This window comes from Ruegeria sp. BJ5, assembly GCF_056537865.1.
This window is the reverse complement of sequence record NZ_JBQFSH010000002.1, coordinates 93361-112225: the sequence shown is the minus strand read 5'-3', so window position 1 is coordinate 112225 and position 18865 is coordinate 93361. Positions and strand designations below refer to the sequence as shown.

The 18865-nt window shown below is 64.3% G+C and carries 17 protein-coding genes; 11 read left to right on the top strand and 6 right to left on the bottom strand.

Features of this window, described 5'->3' with window-relative positions:
* Nucleotides 1-14: 14 nt before the first annotated feature.
* Complete coding sequence (locus tag ACR0NY_RS08045; RefSeq protein WP_170340362.1) at nt 15-1325, bottom strand: 3-deoxy-D-manno-octulosonic acid transferase; 1311 nt, start codon at nt 1323-1325, stop codon at nt 15-17.
* Between the two features lies 1 nt (nt 1326).
* A complete protein-coding gene (moaA, locus tag ACR0NY_RS08040; protein ID WP_093964889.1) occupies nt 1327-2334 on the bottom strand; it encodes a GTP 3',8-cyclase MoaA in 1008 nt (335 codons plus the stop codon).
* Between the two features lie 91 nt (nt 2335-2425).
* Between moaA and ACR0NY_RS08035 the strand changes: the two genes are divergently transcribed.
* Nucleotides 2426-2830, top strand: coding sequence for a hypothetical protein (locus ACR0NY_RS08035; RefSeq protein ID WP_170368165.1), 405 nt, complete (start codon nt 2426-2428; stop codon nt 2828-2830).
* Here ACR0NY_RS08035 and ACR0NY_RS08030 read toward each other — a convergent pair.
* The 3 genes from ACR0NY_RS08030 to glmU are packed head-to-tail and all read right to left on the bottom strand — an operon-like array spanning nt 2818 to nt 6691.
* On the bottom strand, nt 2818-3504 hold the full coding sequence (locus ACR0NY_RS08030) for a DNA alkylation repair protein (protein ID WP_170368166.1): 687 nt from the start codon (nt 3502-3504) through the stop codon (nt 2818-2820). The genes ACR0NY_RS08035 and ACR0NY_RS08030 overlap by 13 nt on opposite strands.
* Before the next feature lie 6 nt (nt 3505-3510).
* Entirely contained in the window at nt 3511-5334 is a 1824-nt protein-coding gene (gene glmS / locus ACR0NY_RS08025; protein ID WP_170368167.1) for a glutamine--fructose-6-phosphate transaminase (isomerizing), read from the bottom strand.
* 4 nt (nt 5335-5338) lie between these two features.
* The gene (gene glmU, locus ACR0NY_RS08020) at nt 5339-6691 is read right to left on the bottom strand and encodes a bifunctional UDP-N-acetylglucosamine diphosphorylase/glucosamine-1-phosphate N-acetyltransferase GlmU (protein ID WP_170368168.1); all 1353 of its coding nucleotides are present in this window, start codon (nt 6689-6691) and stop codon (nt 5339-5341) included.
* Nucleotides 6692-6824: 133 nt separating this feature from the next.
* Here glmU and ACR0NY_RS08015 point away from each other — a divergent pair, with 133 nt between their 5' ends.
* From ACR0NY_RS08015 to ACR0NY_RS08005, 3 genes are all read left to right on the top strand, one after another.
* Complete coding sequence (locus ACR0NY_RS08015; RefSeq protein ID WP_170340370.1) at nt 6825-7496, top strand: HAD-IA family hydrolase; 672 nt, start codon at nt 6825-6827, stop codon at nt 7494-7496.
* Between the two features lie 40 nt (nt 7497-7536).
* Entirely contained in the window at nt 7537-8727 is a 1191-nt protein-coding gene (locus ACR0NY_RS08010; protein WP_170368169.1) for a DegT/DnrJ/EryC1/StrS family aminotransferase, read from the top strand.
* 157 nt (nt 8728-8884) lie between these two features.
* Nucleotides 8885-10048 (top strand): isovaleryl-CoA dehydrogenase, encoded by a 1164-nt coding sequence (locus ACR0NY_RS08005; protein ID WP_093964895.1) that lies wholly within the window; start codon nt 8885-8887, stop codon nt 10046-10048.
* A gap of 51 nt (nt 10049-10099) precedes the next feature.
* Here the strand turns inward: ACR0NY_RS08005 and ACR0NY_RS08000 are convergent, their stop codons facing one another.
* Nucleotides 10100-10705 (bottom strand): OmpW/AlkL family protein, encoded by a 606-nt coding sequence (locus tag ACR0NY_RS08000; protein WP_170368170.1) that lies wholly within the window; start codon nt 10703-10705, stop codon nt 10100-10102.
* A 136-nt stretch (nt 10706-10841) separates the two neighbouring features.
* Between ACR0NY_RS08000 and ACR0NY_RS07995 the strand changes: the two genes are divergently transcribed.
* Genes ACR0NY_RS07995 through ACR0NY_RS07965 form a run of 7 tightly spaced genes read left to right on the top strand, consistent with a single transcriptional unit; the run spans nt 10842 to nt 18842 of the window.
* Nucleotides 10842-12374 carry an AMP-binding protein gene (locus ACR0NY_RS07995; RefSeq protein ID WP_170340376.1) on the top strand — a complete coding sequence of 511 codons (1533 nt, stop codon included), beginning with the start codon at nt 10842-10844 and terminating at the stop codon, nt 12372-12374.
* Nucleotides 12364-13164 (top strand): hypothetical protein, encoded by an 801-nt coding sequence (locus ACR0NY_RS07990; RefSeq protein WP_170340378.1) that lies wholly within the window; start codon nt 12364-12366, stop codon nt 13162-13164. The genes ACR0NY_RS07995 and ACR0NY_RS07990 overlap by 11 nt, the downstream gene beginning before the upstream one ends.
* Entirely contained in the window at nt 13161-14765 is a 1605-nt protein-coding gene (locus ACR0NY_RS07985; RefSeq protein ID WP_170368171.1) for a carboxyl transferase domain-containing protein, read from the top strand. The genes ACR0NY_RS07990 and ACR0NY_RS07985 overlap by 4 nt, the downstream gene beginning before the upstream one ends.
* 13 nt (nt 14766-14778) lie before the next feature.
* Nucleotides 14779-15195: an ASCH domain-containing protein gene (locus ACR0NY_RS07980; RefSeq protein WP_170368172.1), complete on the top strand. Its 417-nt coding sequence runs from the start codon at nt 14779-14781 to the stop codon at nt 15193-15195.
* 5 nt (nt 15196-15200) lie between these two features.
* The gene (locus tag ACR0NY_RS07975; RefSeq protein WP_170368173.1) at nt 15201-17132 is read left to right on the top strand and encodes an acetyl/propionyl/methylcrotonyl-CoA carboxylase subunit alpha; all 1932 of its coding nucleotides are present in this window, start codon (nt 15201-15203) and stop codon (nt 17130-17132) included.
* 57 nt (nt 17133-17189) lie between these two features.
* Nucleotides 17190-18044: a hydroxymethylglutaryl-CoA lyase gene (locus ACR0NY_RS07970; protein ID WP_170368174.1), complete on the top strand. Its 855-nt coding sequence runs from the start codon at nt 17190-17192 to the stop codon at nt 18042-18044.
* Between the two features lie 9 nt (nt 18045-18053).
* Entirely contained in the window at nt 18054-18842 is a 789-nt protein-coding gene (locus tag ACR0NY_RS07965; protein WP_170368175.1) for a crotonase/enoyl-CoA hydratase family protein, read from the top strand.
* The last annotated feature ends 23 nt before the right edge of the window (nt 18843-18865 follow it).

Genomic DNA, 18865 nt, shown 5'->3' with positions numbered 1-18865 from the left:
GCTGCCGCTTGCGGTCAGGGGCCTGCGTCCTCAAGATCCAGTTTGTCGCACAGCGTATCCACAATCGCATCAAGCGCCGATTTCTGGGTGTTCACGCAGGATTGCGCCGCCGCTTGCGCCGCTGCCAGCGCCGATTTGTCCGACAGCCAGAGCTCGACCGCCTTGGCCAACTCCGGCGCCGAAGCGACTTCGACCGCGCCGCCGCTGTCCACCAGCGGGGCAAATGTCTCGGCGAAATTGTAGTAACCCGGCCCGGTGATCACCGCGGCGCCAGCCTGCGCCGGCTCGAACGGGTTGTGGCCGCCAATCTCTTTCAGCGACCCGCCCAGAAACACGATCGGGCACAAAGCGTACCACGTTCCGGTTTCGCCCAGCGTATCGGCCACATAGACCTGCGTGTCGCCGGTGATCGGCTGCCCGGCGCTGCGCAGGGCGTGGCTTTGACCTGCGGCATCAATCAGGGCGCAGACCTCGTCCCGCCGTTCCGGGTGGCGGGGGATCAGCAGCAGCAGCAGGCCGGGCCAGCGGTTCAGCAATTCGGCATGGGCGGCCAGAACGGTCTCTTCCTCGCCTGCGTGGGTCGAGCTGGCGATCCAAACCGGCCGCGCGCCGATCTGCGCGCGGATCTGTATCAGCGTGTCTTGATCCACCGGCAGCGGATCGGACATGGCCTTGAGGTTGGTTCCGGGCTGCACCAGATCGGCGGGCGCGCCCATGGCGATCAGGTTTGCGGCCGTGCGGTCGTTTTGCGTCAGGAACAGGCGGAACTGGCTAAGGACAAAGCGGGCGGTGTCGGGGCGCTTCTTCCACCCGGCCACCGATTTCTCGGACAGGCGCGCGTTCAGCAGGGCCAGTGGTGTCCCACGCTGGGCGGTCTCGACGATCAGTCGTGGCCAGATCTCGCTTTCGACAAAGACGCCGGCATCGGGCCGCCAGTGATCCAGGAACCGCGCCACCGGGCCGGCGCTGTCCAGAGGGGGGTATTGGTGGCGGGTGCGCGGCGGCAGACGTTTTTCCACCAGCGCCGCCGAGGTCGGGGTGCCAGAGGTGATCAGGAACTGTGCATCCTCGATCCGTTCGCTCATGCGCCTGATAAGGCTCAGAACCGACAGGCTTTCGCCAACGCTGGCCGCATGGAACCAGATCAGCCGACCGTTAGGGCGGGGCAGACTCGCATGGCCCAGCCGCTCGCGCTGACGGATTTCGGAAACACCCGCCGATTGCAGCTTGGCGCGAACGGTGCGCCAGGCCAACGGCATGGCGATGGACGTCAACGCGCAGTACACACGGTACAGCGCCGTGGGTCGCCCCGACAAGTCTGACATGTCAGCCGCCCGTATGGCTCATGTGACGGCTCATCTGGCCGTCGATCTTCTGGCGGGAATAGTCAAAATCATGGCCCTTGGGCTTGAGGGTAATCGCCGCGCGGATCGCCTGTTCCAGCGGCTCTTCGCTGTTGGTGTGGTCGCGTAGGGGCGCGCGCAGGTCGGCCATGTCCTCTTGCCCCAGGCACATGTACAACTCGCCCGTACAGGTTAGGCGTACGCGGTTGCAGCTTTCGCAGAAATTATGGCTGAGCGGTGTGATGAAACCGATCTTTTGCCCGGTTTCCTCCAACCGGACATAGCGCGCCGGGCCGCCGGTGCGCTCGGCCAGATCAGTGACGGTATAGTGGTTTTCGTACTCGGCCCGCACGTCTTTCAGTGACCAGTACTGGTCCAGCCGATCCTCGTTGCCGATGTCACCCATCGGCATGACCTCGATCCAGGTCAGGTCCATGTCGCGCTCGGCGCACCATCGTGTGATCTTGGGCAGTTCTTCCTCGTTGAACCCTTTCAGGGCCACCGCGTTGATCTTGACGCGCAACCCGGCCTTCTGTGCGGCATCGATCCCGCCCAAGACCTGTTTCAAGCGACCCCAACGGGTGATCTTGGCGAACTTATCCTCGTCCAGCGTGTCGAGCGAAACATTCACCCGCCGCACCCCGGCGGCATACAGGTCGTCGGCGAACCGGGCCAGTTGCGAGCCATTGGTGGTTAGCGTCAGCTCTTTCAGTGCGCCGCTGTCCAGATGCCGGGTCATCGAGTCGAAGAAGCCCATGATCCCACGGCGCACCAGCGGCTCACCGCCGGTGATCCGCAGCTTTTCCACGCCCAGCCGGATGAAGGTCGAGCACATCCGGTCCAGTTCTTCTAGCGTCAGCAGCTCTTTCTTGGGCAGAAAGGTCATGTTCTCCGACATGCAGTAGACACAGCGGAAATCGCAGCGGTCCGTGACGGAGACGCGGAGATAGGTGATTGCGCGGGCAAACGGGTCGATCAGCGGAGCAGTCATGCTCAATAGGTAAAGCGCACGGTGCCTTGCGACAAGTCAGAACTGCGCTTGAGGGGTGGAACGCGGGCGCGGGCAGGGGTAGGCTGGTCGCATGCGATACCTGTTTGTCCTTCTTCCTGCGTTTCTGACCGGCTGTGATGCGGTGCGGCAAGGCCTTGATCGCGCCCCGGATGCGGAACCTGCGCAAGCGACAGAAGCCGCCGCTGCGACCGCAGAGGTGGAAGCAACGCCTGTTGCGGCCGTGAACACCGGATGGGCCGGCGCCAAGACAACGATTGCCGGACTGGGCGATCCGAACAAGCCCGGACGCTGGCTTGAAACGCCGTTGGTCGAAACTGAGATCAATGGCCGGGTGGTCGTACCCAAGACGGGCGCGCAGGCTTACATCACCCTTGTGCCAGCACCCTCGGGCGGCAGCCGCCTGTCGGTTGAGGCGATGCGTGCGCTGCTGGTGCCGTTTGACGAACTGGTCGAACTGGACGTTTATTCCAATTGATCTTTCAGGTACTTGCCGGCCTCTTTGCGGGCAAAGGGCTTCATCGCGTCACCGTACGTGGCCAGAAACGCCCGGACCCGATTGGGATCGTGTTTGGACAGGTCGCGCAGCCACCAGGCCACCGCCTTCTGGATGAACCAGTCGCGATCGGGGACATACTTGGCGGCCCAACCCAGGATGCGGTCGCGGCGCTGTAGGTCCTCGGGCTTGGGGTGGTTTTGCTTGGTCCAGGGCAGGGTGGCGACCAGTGCCGCGCGTCGGGTCCACATGTGATCCGAGGTCGTCCAGCCTTCGACCTGATCCAGCCGCGACGGATCGGCCCACAGGCGCTTTTGCATGGCCATGCTGGCATGGTCGGCCACCGCCCAAGCGTCGAAATCGGACAGCCAGCTTTGCAGCAGGTCCCAAACCGCCTGATCGGGGCGGATGCGCGCCTGCGTCAGTAGCTTGGCGGCGGCCAGCCGCGCCTCGTGAATGTTGGTCTGCCACAGCTGATCGGCCAGCGCGACACGGGCGTCCACGTCCATCTGCTGCCGCCAGCTTTTGGTCAGATCATTCAGCACCGGGTTCGGTACACCAAGATAGGGGCGATCGACCTTGTGATAGGCCGCCATCTGGGCGGCCCGGTCCGGGTCGGCATGAGCCTTGATCTGGTCCAGAGGGCTGTCCGGCATGGCGGCTTACTCGACCGTGACGGATTTCGCCAGGTTGCGGGGTTGGTCCACATCGGTGCCCTTGGCGACCGCCGTGTGATAGGCCAGCAGTTGCGCGGGCACCGAATACAGGATCGGCGCGACCGAGCCGTGGGCATGTGGCATGCGGATCGTGCTCCAGACTCCGTCCTTGGCATCTGCGATCCCGTCGTCGTCCGAGACCAAAATGACCTTGCCCTTGCGCGCCATGACCTCTTGCATGTTCGACACGGTCTTGTCGAACACCGCATCGCGCGGTGCCATCACCACCACGGGCATGTGCTTGTCGATAAGGGCGATGGGGCCGTGCTTCAGCTCGCCCGAGGCATAACCTTCGGCGTGGATATAGCTGATTTCCTTGAGTTTCAGCGCGCCTTCGAGGGCCAGCGGGTACATCAGGCCGCGTCCCAGGAACAGAACGTCGCGCGCCTCGGACAGGCGCTGGGCGGATTTCCGGATCGCCTCCTCCTGGTCCAGCGCGGCATTCAGCAGTGTCGGCAGGCCGCGCAGCGCGGCGGCGTGATCGGCCAGCGCATCGTCGTCCAGCGTGCCCCGGTCGGCCGCGGCCTTGAGCGCCAGCATCAGCAGAACGCTCAGCTGGCAGGTGAAGGCCTTGGTCGAGGCCACGCCGATCTCGACCCCGGCATGGATAGGCAGCGCCACGTCGCTTTCCCGCGCGATCGAGCTTTCGGGGACATTGACCACCGACACGATCTTGTCAGCCTTGCCCTCGCAATAGCGCAGCGCGGCCAAGGTGTCGGCGGTTTCGCCCGACTGGCTGACGAACAGGGCCAGCGTGCGGTCGGTCACCGGCGGCTCGCGATAGCGGAACTCGCTGGCGATATCGACCTCGACCGGCATCCGGGCCAGTTGCTCGAACCAGTATTTGGCGGTCAGACAGGCATAGAAGGCCGTGCCGCAGGCCACCATGGTCAGGCGGTCCAGCTTGGAGAAATCAAGATCAGTGTCCGGCAGAACCACCCGGTCGCCGCCGGTGGGCAGGTACGAGCGGATCGCTTCGGCCACCACCACCGGCTGTTCGGCGATTTCTTTGGCCATGAAGTGCTTGTGCCCGCCCTTGTCGGTCCGGGTCTGATCCAGCTGGATCTTGCGGATCTCGCGATTTGCGATCTCACCGGCCTCGTTGCGGATCTCGACCGAAGTGCGGGTGACCACGGCGCGGTCGCCTTCCTCCAGATAGGTGATCCGGTCGGTCAGCGGCGCCAGCGCGATGGCGTCCGAGCCGACGAACATCTCGCCATCCCCGTGCCCGATGGCCAGCGGCGAGCCTTTGCGGGCGGCGACGATCAGGTCATCTTCGCCGTCGAACAGGAAGGCCAGCGCAAAGGCGCCTTGCAGCCGGTCGATGGTCTTGAAGGCGGCCTCGACCGGGCTCAGCCCCGATTTCATGTTGAATTCCGTCATCAACGCGACGGTTTCGGTGTCGGTCTCGGTCTGGAAATCGATGCCGTTCTCAGCCAGTTCGGCCCGCAACTCGCGATAGTTTTCGACGATGCCGTTGTGGACCACGGCGACCGGCCCGGCCTGATGCGGGTGCGCGTTGCTGACAGAGGGTGCGCCATGGGTCGCCCAACGCGTGTGCCCGATGCCGGACTTGCCAGGCAGGGGGTCATGCACCAGCAGGTCACTGAGATTGACCAGCTTGCCCACCGCGCGCCGACGGCCCAGCTTGCCGCCGTTTACGGTTGCGATGCCCGCACTGTCATAGCCGCGGTATTCCAGTCGTTTCAGTGCTTCGACCAGGATGGGCGCCGCCTCGTGCTTGCCCAATACGCCAACAATTCCACACATTTACTCAGGCTCCCTTGTCCCGGCGTGCCTTTTTCGCCTTCAGCATCTCGAACAGCTTGCGGGCATAGCCCGGCTTGTTTTCCTGTTTGGCGCGGCCCACCGCCAGGGCGTCGGGTTCGACGTCGCGGGTCACGATGGTGCCGGTGGCCGTCATCGCGCCGCTGCCCACGGTGACCGGGGCCACCAGCATGGTGTTCGAGCCGACAAAGACATTCTCGCCGATCACCGTGCGGTGTTTCATCACGCCATCATAGTTGCAGGTGATGGTGCCCGCGCCGATATTCGTACCGGTGCCGACCGACGCATCGCCGACATAGCTGAGGTGATTGACCTTGGCGCCCTCGGCGATCTCGGCATTCTTGATCTCGACGAAATTGCCGATACGGGTGTTCTCGGCCAGTTCCGCCCCCGGGCGCAGCCGGGCATAGGGGCCGACCACTGCGCCGCGGCTGACATGGCAGCCTTCCAGGTGCGAAAACGCCCGGATCGTCGCGCCGCTTTCGACCGTGACGCCGGGGCCGAAGACCACGTTGGGTTCGATCACCGTGTCGCGGCCGATCACCGTGTCGGCGGCCAGATAGACCGTCTCGGGGGCCATCAAGGTGACGCCCAGATCCAGCAGCTCGGCCCGGGCGCGGGCCTGGAACACGGCGTCGGCAGCGGCCAGATCGGCGCGGGAGTTCACGCCCAGCGTCTGCGCCTCGTCGCACGAAACGGCGGTGACCTTCAGACCGCGGTCGCGCGCGATCTCGACCACGTCGGTCAGATAGTATTCGCCCGACGCGTTGTCGTTTCCGACCGCGTCGATCAGGTCGAACAGAGTGCCCGCGTCACACGCCAGAAGGCCCGAGTTGCAGAAGGTTATGGCGCGTTCTTCATCTGACGCGTCCTTGAACTCGACGATCCGCTCCAAGGCGTCGCCGTTCATCACCAAGCGGCCATACCGGGCCGGGTCGGCGGCCTCGAAGCCCAGGATAACCAGATCGTTGTCAGCCCGCGCGGCGATCATGCGCTCCAGCGTGTCGGGCTGCAGAAACGGGGTGTCGCCGTACAAAACGACCACGTCGCCGGTGAACCCGTCCAAAGCCGCGCGCGCCTGGGCGACGGCATGGGCGGTGCCCAACTGTTGGTCCTGCACGACGATGCGGGCGTCTTCATCCTCGGCCCGCGCGACCTTGGCCACCGCCTCAGCGCCGTGGCCGGTGACGATGACCGTGCGTTCGGGTGCCAGAACCGACCCGGCGCGCATGGCGTGCACCAGCATCGGAACCTGGGCGATCGGGTGCAGAACCTTTGGGATATCCGAATTCATCCGGGTGCCTTTTCCGGCGGCAAGGATGACAAGGGCAGTGCTCATGAATGCGTTTTCTCTTTTGTTTTGTCGCGGTCCGTTTTATCCGCTGGGGGCAGGGGCGCAAGCCGTTCGGCCATCAAACAAGATTGCCGTTTGCAACACGACATGGCGGAAAACTGCCGAGCAAGGAGACAGAATGCGCACGGTCATCTTCGATCTGGACGGGACTTTGGCCGATACGTCGGGCGATCTGCTGGCGGCGGCGAACCACTGTTTCCGGCAGATGGGGCATGGCGATGTGCTGGTGCACGGGCAGGATGCGGCGGTGGCTTTGCGTGGGGGACGGATGATGTTGACCCACGGGTTGAAACGCGTGGGCGCCTACGACGAAGAGACCGTGAATGCCTATTACCCGGTCCTTCTGGACGCTTATGCGCAGGCGATTGACACCCACACCACCTTCTATCCCGGAGCGCTGCAGGCGGTCGAAGCGCTGAAAGCCGCCGGGTACGGTGTCGGCATCTGCACCAACAAACCCGAGACGCTGGCCGAGCTGCTGATGACGCGTCTGGGCGCGCGGGCACTGTTCGGCTCGCTGGTGGGGGCGGATACGCTGCCGGTGCGCAAGCCCGACCCCGCGCCGCTGCGCGAAGCGGCGCGCCGGGCCGGTGGGCATCCCGACCACTGCATTCTGGTGGGCGACTCGGATACCGACCGGAACACGGCCCGCGCCGCCGGGGTGCCTTCGATCCTTGTGACCTTCGGCCCGTCCGGCGATGACATGGCCGCGCTGCAGCCCGAGGCGCTGCTGCACCGTTTCGACGATCTGCCCGCAATCGTTGCCGAGCTTGTGGGCGCGGCGGTCTGATCTCTTGACCCGCGCTGCGACTGGCCCCACAAACGACGCCATGACCGAGCGATTTTCTGGCAGTTTCACCCAGCAAGAGCCGATCCCCGACGAGGCGATCGAGGCTGCGCTGGCTGTTCTGCGTCACGGGCGGTTGCACCGCTACAACGTGGCCCCCGGAGAGTTGAGCGAAACCGCCCTGTTGGAACAGGAATTTGCCGCGCAGATGGGCGCGAAATACTGTCTGGCCGTGTCCTCGGGCGGCTATGCGTTGGCCACGGCCCTGCGTGCCGTGGGGGTCCAGCCGGGGGATGCGGTTCTGACCAACGCTTTCACGCTGGCCCCGGTGCCGGGGGCGATCGCCTCGGTCAATGCGCGCCCGGTTTTCGTGGGCGTGACCGAGGGGCTGACCATCGATCTGGACGATCTGGAAGCCAAGCTGGACCGCGCCAAGGTTCTGATGCTCAGCCACATGCGCGGGCATCTGTGTGACATGGACCGGTTGATGCAGATGTGCGACGCCGCCGGAGTGACGGTGATCGAGGACTGCGCCCACACGATGGGCGCCGCCTGGCGCGGGCAACTGTCCGGCCGTCAGGGGGCGATCGGCTGCTATTCCTGCCAGACCTACAAACATGTGAACTCGGGCGAGGGTGGTCTGCTGGTTACAGATGACGAGATCCTGGCGGCCAAGGCCACAATGCTTTCGGGCTCGTACATGCTGTATGAACGCCACCTTGCGGCGCCGGGTCCCGAGGTGTTCGAGCGGATCAAGTACACCACGCCGAACGTGTCGGGGCGGATGGATAATCTGCGCGCGGCGATCCTGCGGCCCCAATTGCGCGATCTGGATCGGCAGGTGTGGCGCTGGAACGAACGTTATGCCGAGATCGAGTCGGGCCTGCGCGGCACGCCCGGCCTGACCATCGTCGAGCGGCCCGCCGAGGAGAGCTATGTCGGCTCGTCGATCCAGTTCCTGCTGCTGGATTGGGCGCCTGAGCAAATCGCCGAGGTTTTGCGGCGCTGCGCAGATCGCGGGGTCGAGCTGAAATGGTTCGGTGGGGCCGAGCCGACCGGGTTCACCTCGCGCTATGACAGTTGGCGCTATGCCGAGTCGGAGCGGATGCCCGAGACCGACCGGATTCTGCGCGGGATCATCGACATGCGCGTTCCGCTGACCTTCTCGCTGGACGATTGCCGTCTGATTTCCGACATCATCCGCGCCGAGGTCGGCGCTGTTTTCCAACAGTAAATCAATCGAGTGCGCCATGCGGCGCATGCTCGAACCCTGCAAAAGCCGCTCAAGGGGCGGCTTTTTCATTTGGGTCACGCGATGATTGACCGCGCGGGGAAAGGTCTGTATCAGTTTATTGAACACCTGTTCATTAACGCGAAAGAGGAGAGCGCGGATGTTCACGGCGACAATGCAATTCGATCTGGGTGAAGATGTGAACGCGCTGCGCGAGATGGTGCACCGCTGGGCGCAGGAGCGGGTCAAGCCGATGGCGGCCGAGATCGACAAGACGAACGCGTTTCCTAACGAGCTGTGGAAGGAAATGGGTGAACTCGGTCTGCTGGGCGTAACCGTTCCCGAACAGTATGGAGGCGCCGAAATGACCTATCTGGCGCATACGATCGCGGTTGAAGAAATCGCACGCGCTTCGGCATCGGTGGCGCTGTCCTACGGGGCGCATTCCAACCTCTGCGTCAACCAGATCAAGCTGAACGGCACTGAAGAGCAGAAGCAGAAATATTTGCCGCGCCTGATTTCAGGCGAACACGTAGGTGCCCTGGCAATGTCGGAACCCGGGGCGGGGTCTGATGTTGTGTCGATGAAGCTGCGCGCCGAAAAGCGCAATGACCACTACCGCCTGAACGGCAACAAATACTGGATCACCAACGGTCCGGATGCCGATACGCTGGTTGTCTATGCCAAGACCGACCCGGAGGCTGGCTCCAAGGGCATCACCGCCTTCCTGATCGAGAAGGACATGAAGGGATTCTCGACCTCGCCCCATTTCGACAAGCTGGGCATGCGCGGTTCGAACACGGCCGAGCTGGTGTTTGAAGATGTCGAGGTGCCGTTCGAGAACGTGCTGGGCGAAGAGGGCAAGGGCGTTGCGGTGCTGATGTCGGGCCTCGACTATGAGCGTGTGGTGCTGGCCGGGATCGGCACCGGCATCATGGCTGCCTGCCTGGACGAGATCATGCCCTATCTGGCCGAGCGCAAGCAGTTCGGCAAACCGATCGGAACCTTCCAGCTGATGCAAGGCAAGATCGCCGACATGTACACGGCGATGAACTCGGCCCGTGCCTATGTCTACGAGGTTGCCAAGGCCTGTGATCGGGGCGATGTAACCCGGCAGGATGCGGCGGCGTGCTGCCTTTACGCCTCCGAGCAGGCGATGGTGCAGGCGCATCAGGCCGTTCAGGCCATGGGCGGGGCCGGGTTCCTGGCGGATGCGCCGGTCAGCCGGATCTTCCGCGACGCCAAGCTGATGGAGATCGGAGCGGGCACCAGCGAGATCCGCCGAATGCTGATCGGCCGCGAATTGATGAACAAAATGCTTTGAAGAAAAACGCCTCGCCGACGAGGTCACGGCGAGGCGTTTCCGATCAAGGGATCAGAAGCGATGGACGTAGGACACGCCAACCAGCCACGGATCGATCTCGGCCTTGCCGATGTCTGCTCCGTTGAGGGTGACGTCCGAGTCGATGTCGAACCAGCGGACGTTCAGGCGAACCGCGCCCTTGTCCGTGACCATGTAGTCCAGACCGGCCTGCAGCGACACGCCGAACGAGTCGTCGACCTTCAGATCGCCCAGCGGCGATTCCTCGTCAAAGAACACGGTGTAGTTCAAACCGGCGCCGACATAGGGTTTCCAAGAGCTGTTGGTTGCAAAGTGGTAGTTCAGCGACAGTGTGGGCGGCAGGTGCTTGACGCTGCCTGCGTCGACGCTTCCGCCCAACGTGATGTCATGGCTGAACGGCGTTGCGGCCAAAAGTTCGATGCCCAGATTATCGCGGATGAAATACTCGGCGGTGAAGATCGGGCGGGTGTCCGAGTCGACGTCGGCGCTGAAGCCGGCGAGGGACCCGTTGTCGGATTTCGGGTCGAGGTAGCCGATACCGACACCAACGGTCCAGTCCCCCTGAGACTGGGCGAATGCGGGGGCCGAAACAGCGGCCAACGCGGTGGAAAGGGTGAGGATGGCGAGTTTGCTGGTCATGTTCTTGCCTTTGGTTTTGTGTGCAAGCCGACCATGCCCGCAGGATGGGGCGCCCACTCTGATCTGCATCAAGTTTCGACGATGTTCGATATTCAACTTGGCGCAGCAACCTGTATAAATATAAGGGAAAAACGCCATGTGTCCCGCTGAGCTCATACCGGGTTTGCGGTCTGGTGGCAGCTGGGACATACCGCCCAGGCTGAACATGGCGCACCAGTGTCTCTCGCGGCCCGCTGAGCAGGTGGCGATACTCGATCTGTCTTCCGCGGCTACGACCGAGATCACTTATGGTGAACTTGACCTAATGACCGACCGGCTGGCGCGCGGGTTGCTGGGCCGCGTGCAACCCGGCGACCGGGTCGGCGTGCTGCTCAGCCAGTCGCCGTGGTGCGCGGCGGCGCATCTGGCCATCTGGAAGATCGGGGCAATCTCGGTGCCGTTGTTCAAGCTGTTCAAGCGCGATGCCCTGGCCTCGCGCATCGGCGATGCGGGGGCCGGGTATGTGCTGACCGACGGCGAGGGCGCCGATATGTTGGGCAATTTGGCGCAGCCGCTGATCGTGTCCGAGCTGGGGGCGGACGGGCCCGCCGTGGATTTTGCTGACACCGGCCCCGAGGATCCGGCGGTGCTGATCTATACCTCGGGCACGACGGGCAAACCCAAAGGCGCGCTGCATGGGCACCGGGTGCTGACCGGGCATCTGCCGGGCGTTTCGATCAGCCACAACCATCTGCGCGCGGGCGACTGCCTGTGGACGCCGGCCGACTGGGCCTGGATCGGCGGGTTGTTCGACGTGCTGATGCCTGGGCTGGCGCTGGGCATCCCGGTCGTTGCCGCGCGGCTCGACAAGTTCACTCCCGAGGCCTGCGCGGATTTGATCGCTCGCGGCGGCGTGCGCAACGTGTTCTTTCCCCCCACGGCGCTGCGGATGCTGAAGGCCGCGGACATGACGATCCCCGGTCTGCGGTCCGTGGCCTCGGGCGGCGAGCCGCTGGGCGCGGAAATGCTGGCGTGGGGAGAGCGGGCCTTTGGCCTGACGATCAACGAATTCTACGGCCAGACCGAATGCAATATGGTTGTCTCGTCTTGTGCCGAGGATTTCCCCGCGCGCCCCGGTTGCATCGGCAAGCCAGTGCCGGGCCACGAGGTCGCGGTGATCGACGCCACAGGCAACCCGACCGACGCCGAGGGCGACGTGGCCATCCGGCGCGGCTCGGCCTCGATGCTGCTGGAATACTGGAACAACCCGCAGGCCACGGCCGAGAAGTTTCGCGGCGATTGGCTGATCACCGGTGACCGCGGCTTGTGGGAGGGCGACTATCTGCGCTTTGTCGGCCGCGAGGATGACGTGATCACCTCGGCCGGATACCGCATCGGCCCGGCCGAGATCGAGGATTGCCTGCTGACCCATCCGGCGGTGGCCACCGTGGGCGTGGTCGGCAAACCCGATCCGCTGCGGACCGAGATCGTGAAGGCCTATGTGGTGCTGAAACCGGGGTCTGAGGCCTCGGAGGCCGAGTTGCAGGATTGGGTCAAGGACCGTCTGGCGCATTATTCCTACCCGCGTGAGGTGGCTTTTGTGCAAGACTTGCCTTTGACCGTGACGGGAAAAGTCATTCGCAAGGAATTGAAACGTCGCGCGTCCGAGGAGATATGCCATGGCAGATAAATCCAGCGTCCGGACCGGAATCGAGTTCAGCGCGACCGTCATCGCGGTCATCGGGGCTGTGTGGGCCGGAAAGACCTATTTCGAAACGTGGATGCACGACACGATCGACAAGGCTGTCGAAGAAAAGATCGCCGTCATCGAAAAACTGCAATTGGCCGACCTTCTGGTTTTATACGGCTACCCGGATGAGGCCATCTCGGAATTGCGCAAGATCGCCGATCGGGTCGCGAGGCTGGACGCTGAAGACAAACGCAGGATCGCGTTCTACGACAACTATCTGGATGCGGTGGCCGATTCCGACGGCACCCTGAAATTCGAACCGGAAATCCGGATGCTGCACAGCGTCTTCAGCAACGAGATGCAGACCGACGGCTGGCACGACGAGAAGCTGGCCTATGTCGCAATGTTCCTGCCCGAGGCACAGGCGGATGACGGGTATTTCGACCGTCAGGTCGTGGGGCGGCTCAAGCTTGCGGTCAGCCAATACGAGGCAGACGACGACTATGAGAGCCTCGGGAGCGCCTATCGTAACCTGTCGCTGGCCTATCTGTGCCGGGGTGAACAGGACCAGGCCGTCGAGGCGATGGAAATGGCGGCCGAGATGCAGCCGTTCGAATACTATTTCATGGTTCCGATGTGGGACCTTGAGGATTTCCTCGAAGAGCCGGAAATCAAGAAGCTGGACACCGTCTGTTCCAGCAACGTGTCGCAGGGCTATGCGCGCATCATGCAGAGCTTTGGCGTCAGCGAAAACCCCGTTCGCGAATTTCTGAGAGAGTATACCAGATGAAGCTGCGATCTTCCGCTTTGCCCTCGTCCGATGGCTTCAAGCAAAACCGTGCCGCGCACCTTGAGGCGCTGGCGCAGATCTCGGACGCCGCCGAGGCCGCGCGTATGGGCGGGGGCGAGAAATCGCGCGACCGCCATGTGTCGCGGGGCAAGATGCTGCCGCGCCGGCGGGTGGCCAACCTGCTGGATCCGGGGTCTCCGTTCCTCGAAATCGGCGCGACGGCGGCGCATGGCATGTATAGTGGTGCGGCCCCCTGTGCCGGTGTCATCGCAGGGATCGGCCGGGTGCAGGGGCAAGAGGTCATGGTGGTCTGCAACGACGCCACCGTGAAGGGCGGCACCTACTATCCGATGACGGTCAAAAAGCACCTGCGCGCGCAAGAGATCGCCGAGGAAAACCATCTGCCCTGCATCTATCTGGTCGACAGCGGCGGCGCGAACCTGCCCAACCAGGATGAGGTCTTTCCCGACCGCGACCATTTCGGCCGCATCTTCTACAACCAGGCCCGGATGAGCGCCAAGGGCATTCCGCAGATCGCCGTGGTCATGGGCTCGTGCACCGCTGGCGGCGCCTATGTGCCGGCCATGTCCGACGTGACGATCATCGTCAAGGAACAGGGCACGATCTTTCTGGCCGGTCCGCCGCTGGTCAAGGCGGCAACGGGCGAGGTTGTCAGTGCAGAAGACCTGGGCGGCGGCGACGTGCACACCCGCCTGTCCGGCGTCGCGGACTATCTGGCCGAGGATGACGCCCACGCGCTGGCTCTGGCCCGCCGGGCCGTTGGCTCGTTGAACCGGAACAAGCCGCAGACGGTGGATTGGGTCAGCCCCGAAAACCCGGCCTATGACCCCGAGGAAATCCTGGGCGTCGTCCCGGCCGATCTGCGCACCCCGTATGACATTCGCGAGGTGATCGCACGTCTGGTCGATGGCTCGCGCTTTGACGAGTTCAAGCCTCGGTTCGGTGAAACGTTGGTGACAGGCTTTGCTCATGTCAAAGGTTGCCCCATCGGCATCATCGCCAACAATGGCGTGCTGTTCTCCGAGGCCGCGCAGAAGGGCGCGCATTTCGTCGAACTGTGCAGCCAGCGCAAGATCCCGCTGGTCTTCCTGCAGAACATCACCGGCTTCATGGTGGGCCGCAAGTACGAGAACGAAGGCATCGCGCGCCATGGCGCCAAGATGGTGACCGCCGTGGCCACCACAAGCGTGCCCAAGATCACAATGCTGGTGGGCGGCTCGTTCGGGGCCGGGAACTATGGCATGGCCGGGCGCGCCTATCAGCCCCGCTTCCTGTGGACGTGGCCAAACAGCCGTATCTCGGTCATGGGCGGCGAGCAGGCCGCCGGTGTTCTGGCAACGGTCAAGCGCGACGGGATCGAACGGCAGGGCGGCACATGGTCGGCCGAAGAAGAGGCCGAATTCAAACGCCCAACGCTCGAGATGTTCGAGGAGCAGTCGCACCCGCTTTATGCCTCTGCCCGGCTGTGGGATGACGGCATCATCGACCCGCGCAAAAGCCGTGACGTGCTGGCCCTGTCGCTGAGCGCCGCGTTGAACGCGCCCATCGAGGACACGCGCTTTGGCGTGTTTCGGATGTAGAAGGGGCGGTTTGATGCTGGAAAACCTGAAAGAAAGATATCCGGGGGCCGAGACCTTTCAGTTCGGCGACAACCGTGCATTGTGCGACGAATTGCTGGCTCTTGTCCGCTCGGGCCGCAAGACCGCGACATGTGGCGCGTTGCGTGACTTTACGGCGGGTGGCGAGGCAATGCCGCAAGTTGGCCGCCGCGACATCGCTTTGGACTGGGACGGGCAGCCCGCGCTGGTCATCGAAACGGTCGATGTGACGGTCCGGCGCTATTGCGATGTGGACGAGGCATTTGCCTTGGCCGAGGGCGAAAACGACAGCCTGGAAGGCTGGCGCGAGGATCATCGCAGATATTTCGAAAGAAACGGCGGCTTCGACCCAAAGATGGAGTTGGTCTGCGAGCGGTTTCGCCTTGTGGAAGATCTGGCAGGGAAAGGGTAACGGCCATGTTTGACAAGATCCTGATCGCCAACCGGGGCGAGATTGCCTGTCGGGTCATCGAAACCGCGCACAAGATGGGCGTGACCTGCGTTGCCGTGTACTCGGATGCGGACGCGGCCGCCAAGCATGTGCAGATGGCGGATGAGGCCGTACATATCGGCGGGGCGGCTCCGGCCGACAGCTATCTTAAGGGGGATGTGATCATTCAGGCCGCGCTGGATACCGGCGCGCAGGCGATCCACCCAGGGTATGGTTTTCTGTCCGAGAACCCCGATTTCGTGGATGCCGTGCAGGCCGCGGGCCTGACCTTCATCGGCCCCTCGGCGGATGCGATCCGCAAGATGGGCCTGAAGGATGCCGCCAAGGCGCTGATGGAGCAGGCTGGCGTCCCGGTCGTGCCCGGCTATCACGGCGACAACCAGGACCCTGAGCATCTGGCCGGAGCGGCCGACACCATCGGCTATCCGGTTCTGATCAAGGCGGTGGCCGGCGGTGGTGGCAAGGGGATGCGGCTGGTCGAGAGGCCGGCGGATTTCGCCGCTGCTCTGGACAGCGCCCGGGGTGAGGCCAAGACTGCTTTTGGCAATGATGCCGTTCTGGTCGAGAAATTCGTGGCCAAGCCCCGTCATATCGAGGTTCAGGTTTTTGGTGACGGCACCCATGCCGTGCATCTGTTCGAACGCGACTGCTCGCTGCAGCGCCGCCACCAGAAGGTGATCGAGGAAGCACCGGCGCCCGGAATGACGCCCGAGATGCGCGAAGCGATGGGCCAGGCGGGCGTGCGCGCGGCCGAGGCCATCGGCTACAAGGGCGCAGGCACCGTGGAGTTCATCGTCGATGCCTCGGACGGGCTGCGCCCCGACCGCTTCTGGTTCATGGAGATGAACACCCGCCTGCAGGTCGAACACCCGGTGACCGAGGCCATCACCGGAATCGACCTGGTCGAATGGCAGTTGCGGGTTGCAGCCGGGGAAAGCCTGCCCAAGCGGCAGGCAGAGCTGTCGATCAACGGTCATGCCTTCGAGGCCCGGCTCTATGCCGAGGACGTGCCCAAAGGGTTCCTGCCCGCGACGGGCACTCTGACCCATCTGGAGTTTCCGCACGGCTGCCGCGCCGACAGCGGCGTGCGGGCGGGTGACACGATCAGCCCATGGTATGACCCGATGATCGCCAAGGTGATTGTGCACGGCCGGACCCGCGCGGTGGCGCTGGAACAACTGCACCGCGCGCTGCGCCGGACGCAGGTGGCGGGAACCGTCACCAACCTGTCTTTCCTGGGCGCACTGACCCGGCACGCCGGGTTTGCGGCGGGCGATGTCGATACCGGGTTGATCGGCCGCGATCTGGACGATCTGGTGCGCGAACCCGCCGTCACCCCGGCAATGACCGTTGCGGCGGCGATGGCCGCGACCGGGCTGGACAAACCCGCCCAGGATACCGGATTTACCCTCTGGGCCCCGCTGCACCGGGCGCTTCAGCTGAAGCGCGACGGCGAGGTTCTGGATCTGGACGTCCAGGTCGCAGGGCCGGACCGGCAGGACTGGCAGGTTGGCGGGGCCAGCGTGATCGCCGAACGGGTCAACGGCCGCTGGATCATCGACGGCCAGCCGATGCCTCCGGTTGCGATTGCGGGCCACGATGTCACCGTGTTCGACGCCTATGGCGTGAACTTCGAGATGCTGGACCCGCTGGACCGGGATGTCAGCGCCGCCGGTGACACCAACGTGGTCGAAGCGCCGATGCCCGGGCTGGTCAAGGCGGTATTTGCCGCGCCGGGGCAGGCGGTGAAGGAAGGCGACCGGCTGGCCATCCTCGAGGCCATGAAAATGGAGCATTCGCTGCTGGCCGCCCGCGACGGTGTCGTGGCCGAGGTTCTGGCCGAGGCCGGATCGCAGGTCGAGGCCGGTGCGGCGCTGGTCCGGCTGGAAGACGACTGAAACCCTGAACGCCCGCCCTGAACGGGGCGGGCCGGGACTGTACAGGAGGGCACCGCCATGGCGGAACGTGTCGAGATTTTCGAAGTGGGGCCGCGCGACGGGCTGCAGAACGAAAAGCGTGAAATCCCGGTTTCCGAGAAGATCGCGCTGGTCGACTGTCTCAACCGGGCGGGGTTCAGCCGGATCGAGGTGGCCAGTTTCGTATCGCCCAAATGGGTGCCGCAAATGGCCGGCAGCGCCGAGGTGCTGGCCGGGATCACCCGCGCCCCCGGCGTGCGCTACGCCGCGCTGACCCCGAACATGCGTGGCTATAAGGACGCGCTGGCCGCCGGGGCGGATGAGATCGCGGTGTTTGCCTCGGCGTCGGAGGGGTTTTCCAAGGCCAACATCAACGCGACCATCGCCGAATCCATCGAGCGGTTCGTCCCGATCCTTGAGGCGGCGCGCCATATCGACCTGCCGGTGCGGGGATACGTCTCTTGCGTGACCGACTGCCCCTATGACGGGCCGACGCCACCCGCCAAGGTGGCCGAGGTGGCCGACCTGCTGTTCGCGCACGGCTGTTACGAGATCTCGCTGGGCGACACGATCGGGCAGGGGACACCCGACAGCATCGCACGAATGCTGCTGGCGGTGCGTGAATACGTGCCCGCGACCCGTCTGGCCGGGCATTTCCACGACACCAACGGGCGGGCGATCGACAATATCGACGCGTCTCTTGCGCTGGGCGTCCGGGTGTTCGACGCAGCCGTGGGCGGATTGGGCGGCTGCCCCTACGCGCCTGGCGCGGCCGGGAATGTGGCCACCGAAGCCGTTGCCGCGCATCTCGAACGGCTGGGCTATGATACCGGGCTGGACGTTGCCGTGCTGAACCAAGCGGCGGAAATGGCCCGCGCGATGCGGGCGGGATAAGAGGCTGACATGTTTGAGACCATCTCGATCTCCACCGATTTGCGCGGCGTTGCCACGCTGACGCTGAACCGGCCGGAAAAACACAACGCGATGTCGGCGCAGATGATCGCCGAGCTGACCCGGGCCGCCGCGCAACTGGGGGAAACCAACGACGTGCGTGTCGTAGTTCTGACCGGCGCGGGCAAGAGCTTCTGCGCCGGGGGTGACCTGGGCTGGATGCAGGCCCAGATGGCCGCCGACCCCGAGACCCGCTTTGTCGAGGCGCGCAAGCTGGCCGAGATGCTGAACGCCCTGAACACCCTGCCAAAACCCTTGATCGGCGCGCTTCAGGGCAACGCCTTTGGCGGGGGTGTCGGGATGGCGTCGGTCTGCGACGTGGCCATCGGCGTGGACAGCCTGAAAATGGGTCTGACCGAAACCCGGCTGGGGCTGATCCCGGCCACTATCGGGCCCTATGTCATCGCCCGCATGGGCGAGGCCCGCGCGCGGCGCGTGTTCATGTCGGCCCGTCTTTTTGATGCGGCCGAGGCGGTAGAACTTGGCCTGTTGGCGCGGGCCGTTCCGGCAGATGAGTTGGATGCCGCGATCGAAGCCGAAGTGCAGCCTTATCTGTCCTGTGCGCCGGGCGCCGTGGCCTCGGCAAAGGCGTTGGTTCGGGACCTCGGGCCGCGCATCGACGCCGCGGTGATCGACCACACGATCCGGGCGCTGGTCGACCGCTGGGAAACGGACGAGGCGCATGAGGGAATCAGCGCTTTCTTCGACAAGCGAAAACCTTCATGGAATAGTAAGGTTTGACCGCCCGCGACCATTTGAAGCCA

Coding starts and splice junctions, on each gene's coding strand:
- ACR0NY_RS08045 (WP_170340362.1), bottom strand. CDS start 1,325: ATGTCAGACTTGTCGGGGCGACCCACGGCGCTGTACCGTGTGTACTGC.
- moaA (WP_093964889.1), bottom strand. CDS start 2,334: ATGACTGCTCCGCTGATCGACCCGTTTGCCCGCGCAATCACCTATCTC.
- ACR0NY_RS08035 (WP_170368165.1), top strand. CDS start 2,426: ATGCGATACCTGTTTGTCCTTCTTCCTGCGTTTCTGACCGGCTGTGAT.
- ACR0NY_RS08030 (WP_170368166.1), bottom strand. CDS start 3,504: ATGCCGGACAGCCCTCTGGACCAGATCAAGGCTCATGCCGACCCGGAC.
- glmS (WP_170368167.1), bottom strand. CDS start 5,334: ATGTGTGGAATTGTTGGCGTATTGGGCAAGCACGAGGCGGCGCCCATC.
- glmU (WP_170368168.1), bottom strand. CDS start 6,691: ATGAGCACTGCCCTTGTCATCCTTGCCGCCGGAAAAGGCACCCGGATG.
- ACR0NY_RS08015 (WP_170340370.1), top strand. CDS start 6,825: ATGCGCACGGTCATCTTCGATCTGGACGGGACTTTGGCCGATACGTCG.
- ACR0NY_RS08010 (WP_170368169.1), top strand. CDS start 7,537: ATGACCGAGCGATTTTCTGGCAGTTTCACCCAGCAAGAGCCGATCCCC.
- ACR0NY_RS08005 (WP_093964895.1), top strand. CDS start 8,885: ATGTTCACGGCGACAATGCAATTCGATCTGGGTGAAGATGTGAACGCG.
- ACR0NY_RS08000 (WP_170368170.1), bottom strand. CDS start 10,705: ATGACCAGCAAACTCGCCATCCTCACCCTTTCCACCGCGTTGGCCGCT.
- ACR0NY_RS07995 (WP_170340376.1), top strand. CDS start 10,842: ATGTGTCCCGCTGAGCTCATACCGGGTTTGCGGTCTGGTGGCAGCTGG.
- ACR0NY_RS07990 (WP_170340378.1), top strand. CDS start 12,364: ATGGCAGATAAATCCAGCGTCCGGACCGGAATCGAGTTCAGCGCGACC.
- ACR0NY_RS07985 (WP_170368171.1), top strand. CDS start 13,161: ATGAAGCTGCGATCTTCCGCTTTGCCCTCGTCCGATGGCTTCAAGCAA.
- ACR0NY_RS07980 (WP_170368172.1), top strand. CDS start 14,779: ATGCTGGAAAACCTGAAAGAAAGATATCCGGGGGCCGAGACCTTTCAG.
- ACR0NY_RS07975 (WP_170368173.1), top strand. CDS start 15,201: ATGTTTGACAAGATCCTGATCGCCAACCGGGGCGAGATTGCCTGTCGG.
- ACR0NY_RS07970 (WP_170368174.1), top strand. CDS start 17,190: ATGGCGGAACGTGTCGAGATTTTCGAAGTGGGGCCGCGCGACGGGCTG.
- ACR0NY_RS07965 (WP_170368175.1), top strand. CDS start 18,054: ATGTTTGAGACCATCTCGATCTCCACCGATTTGCGCGGCGTTGCCACG.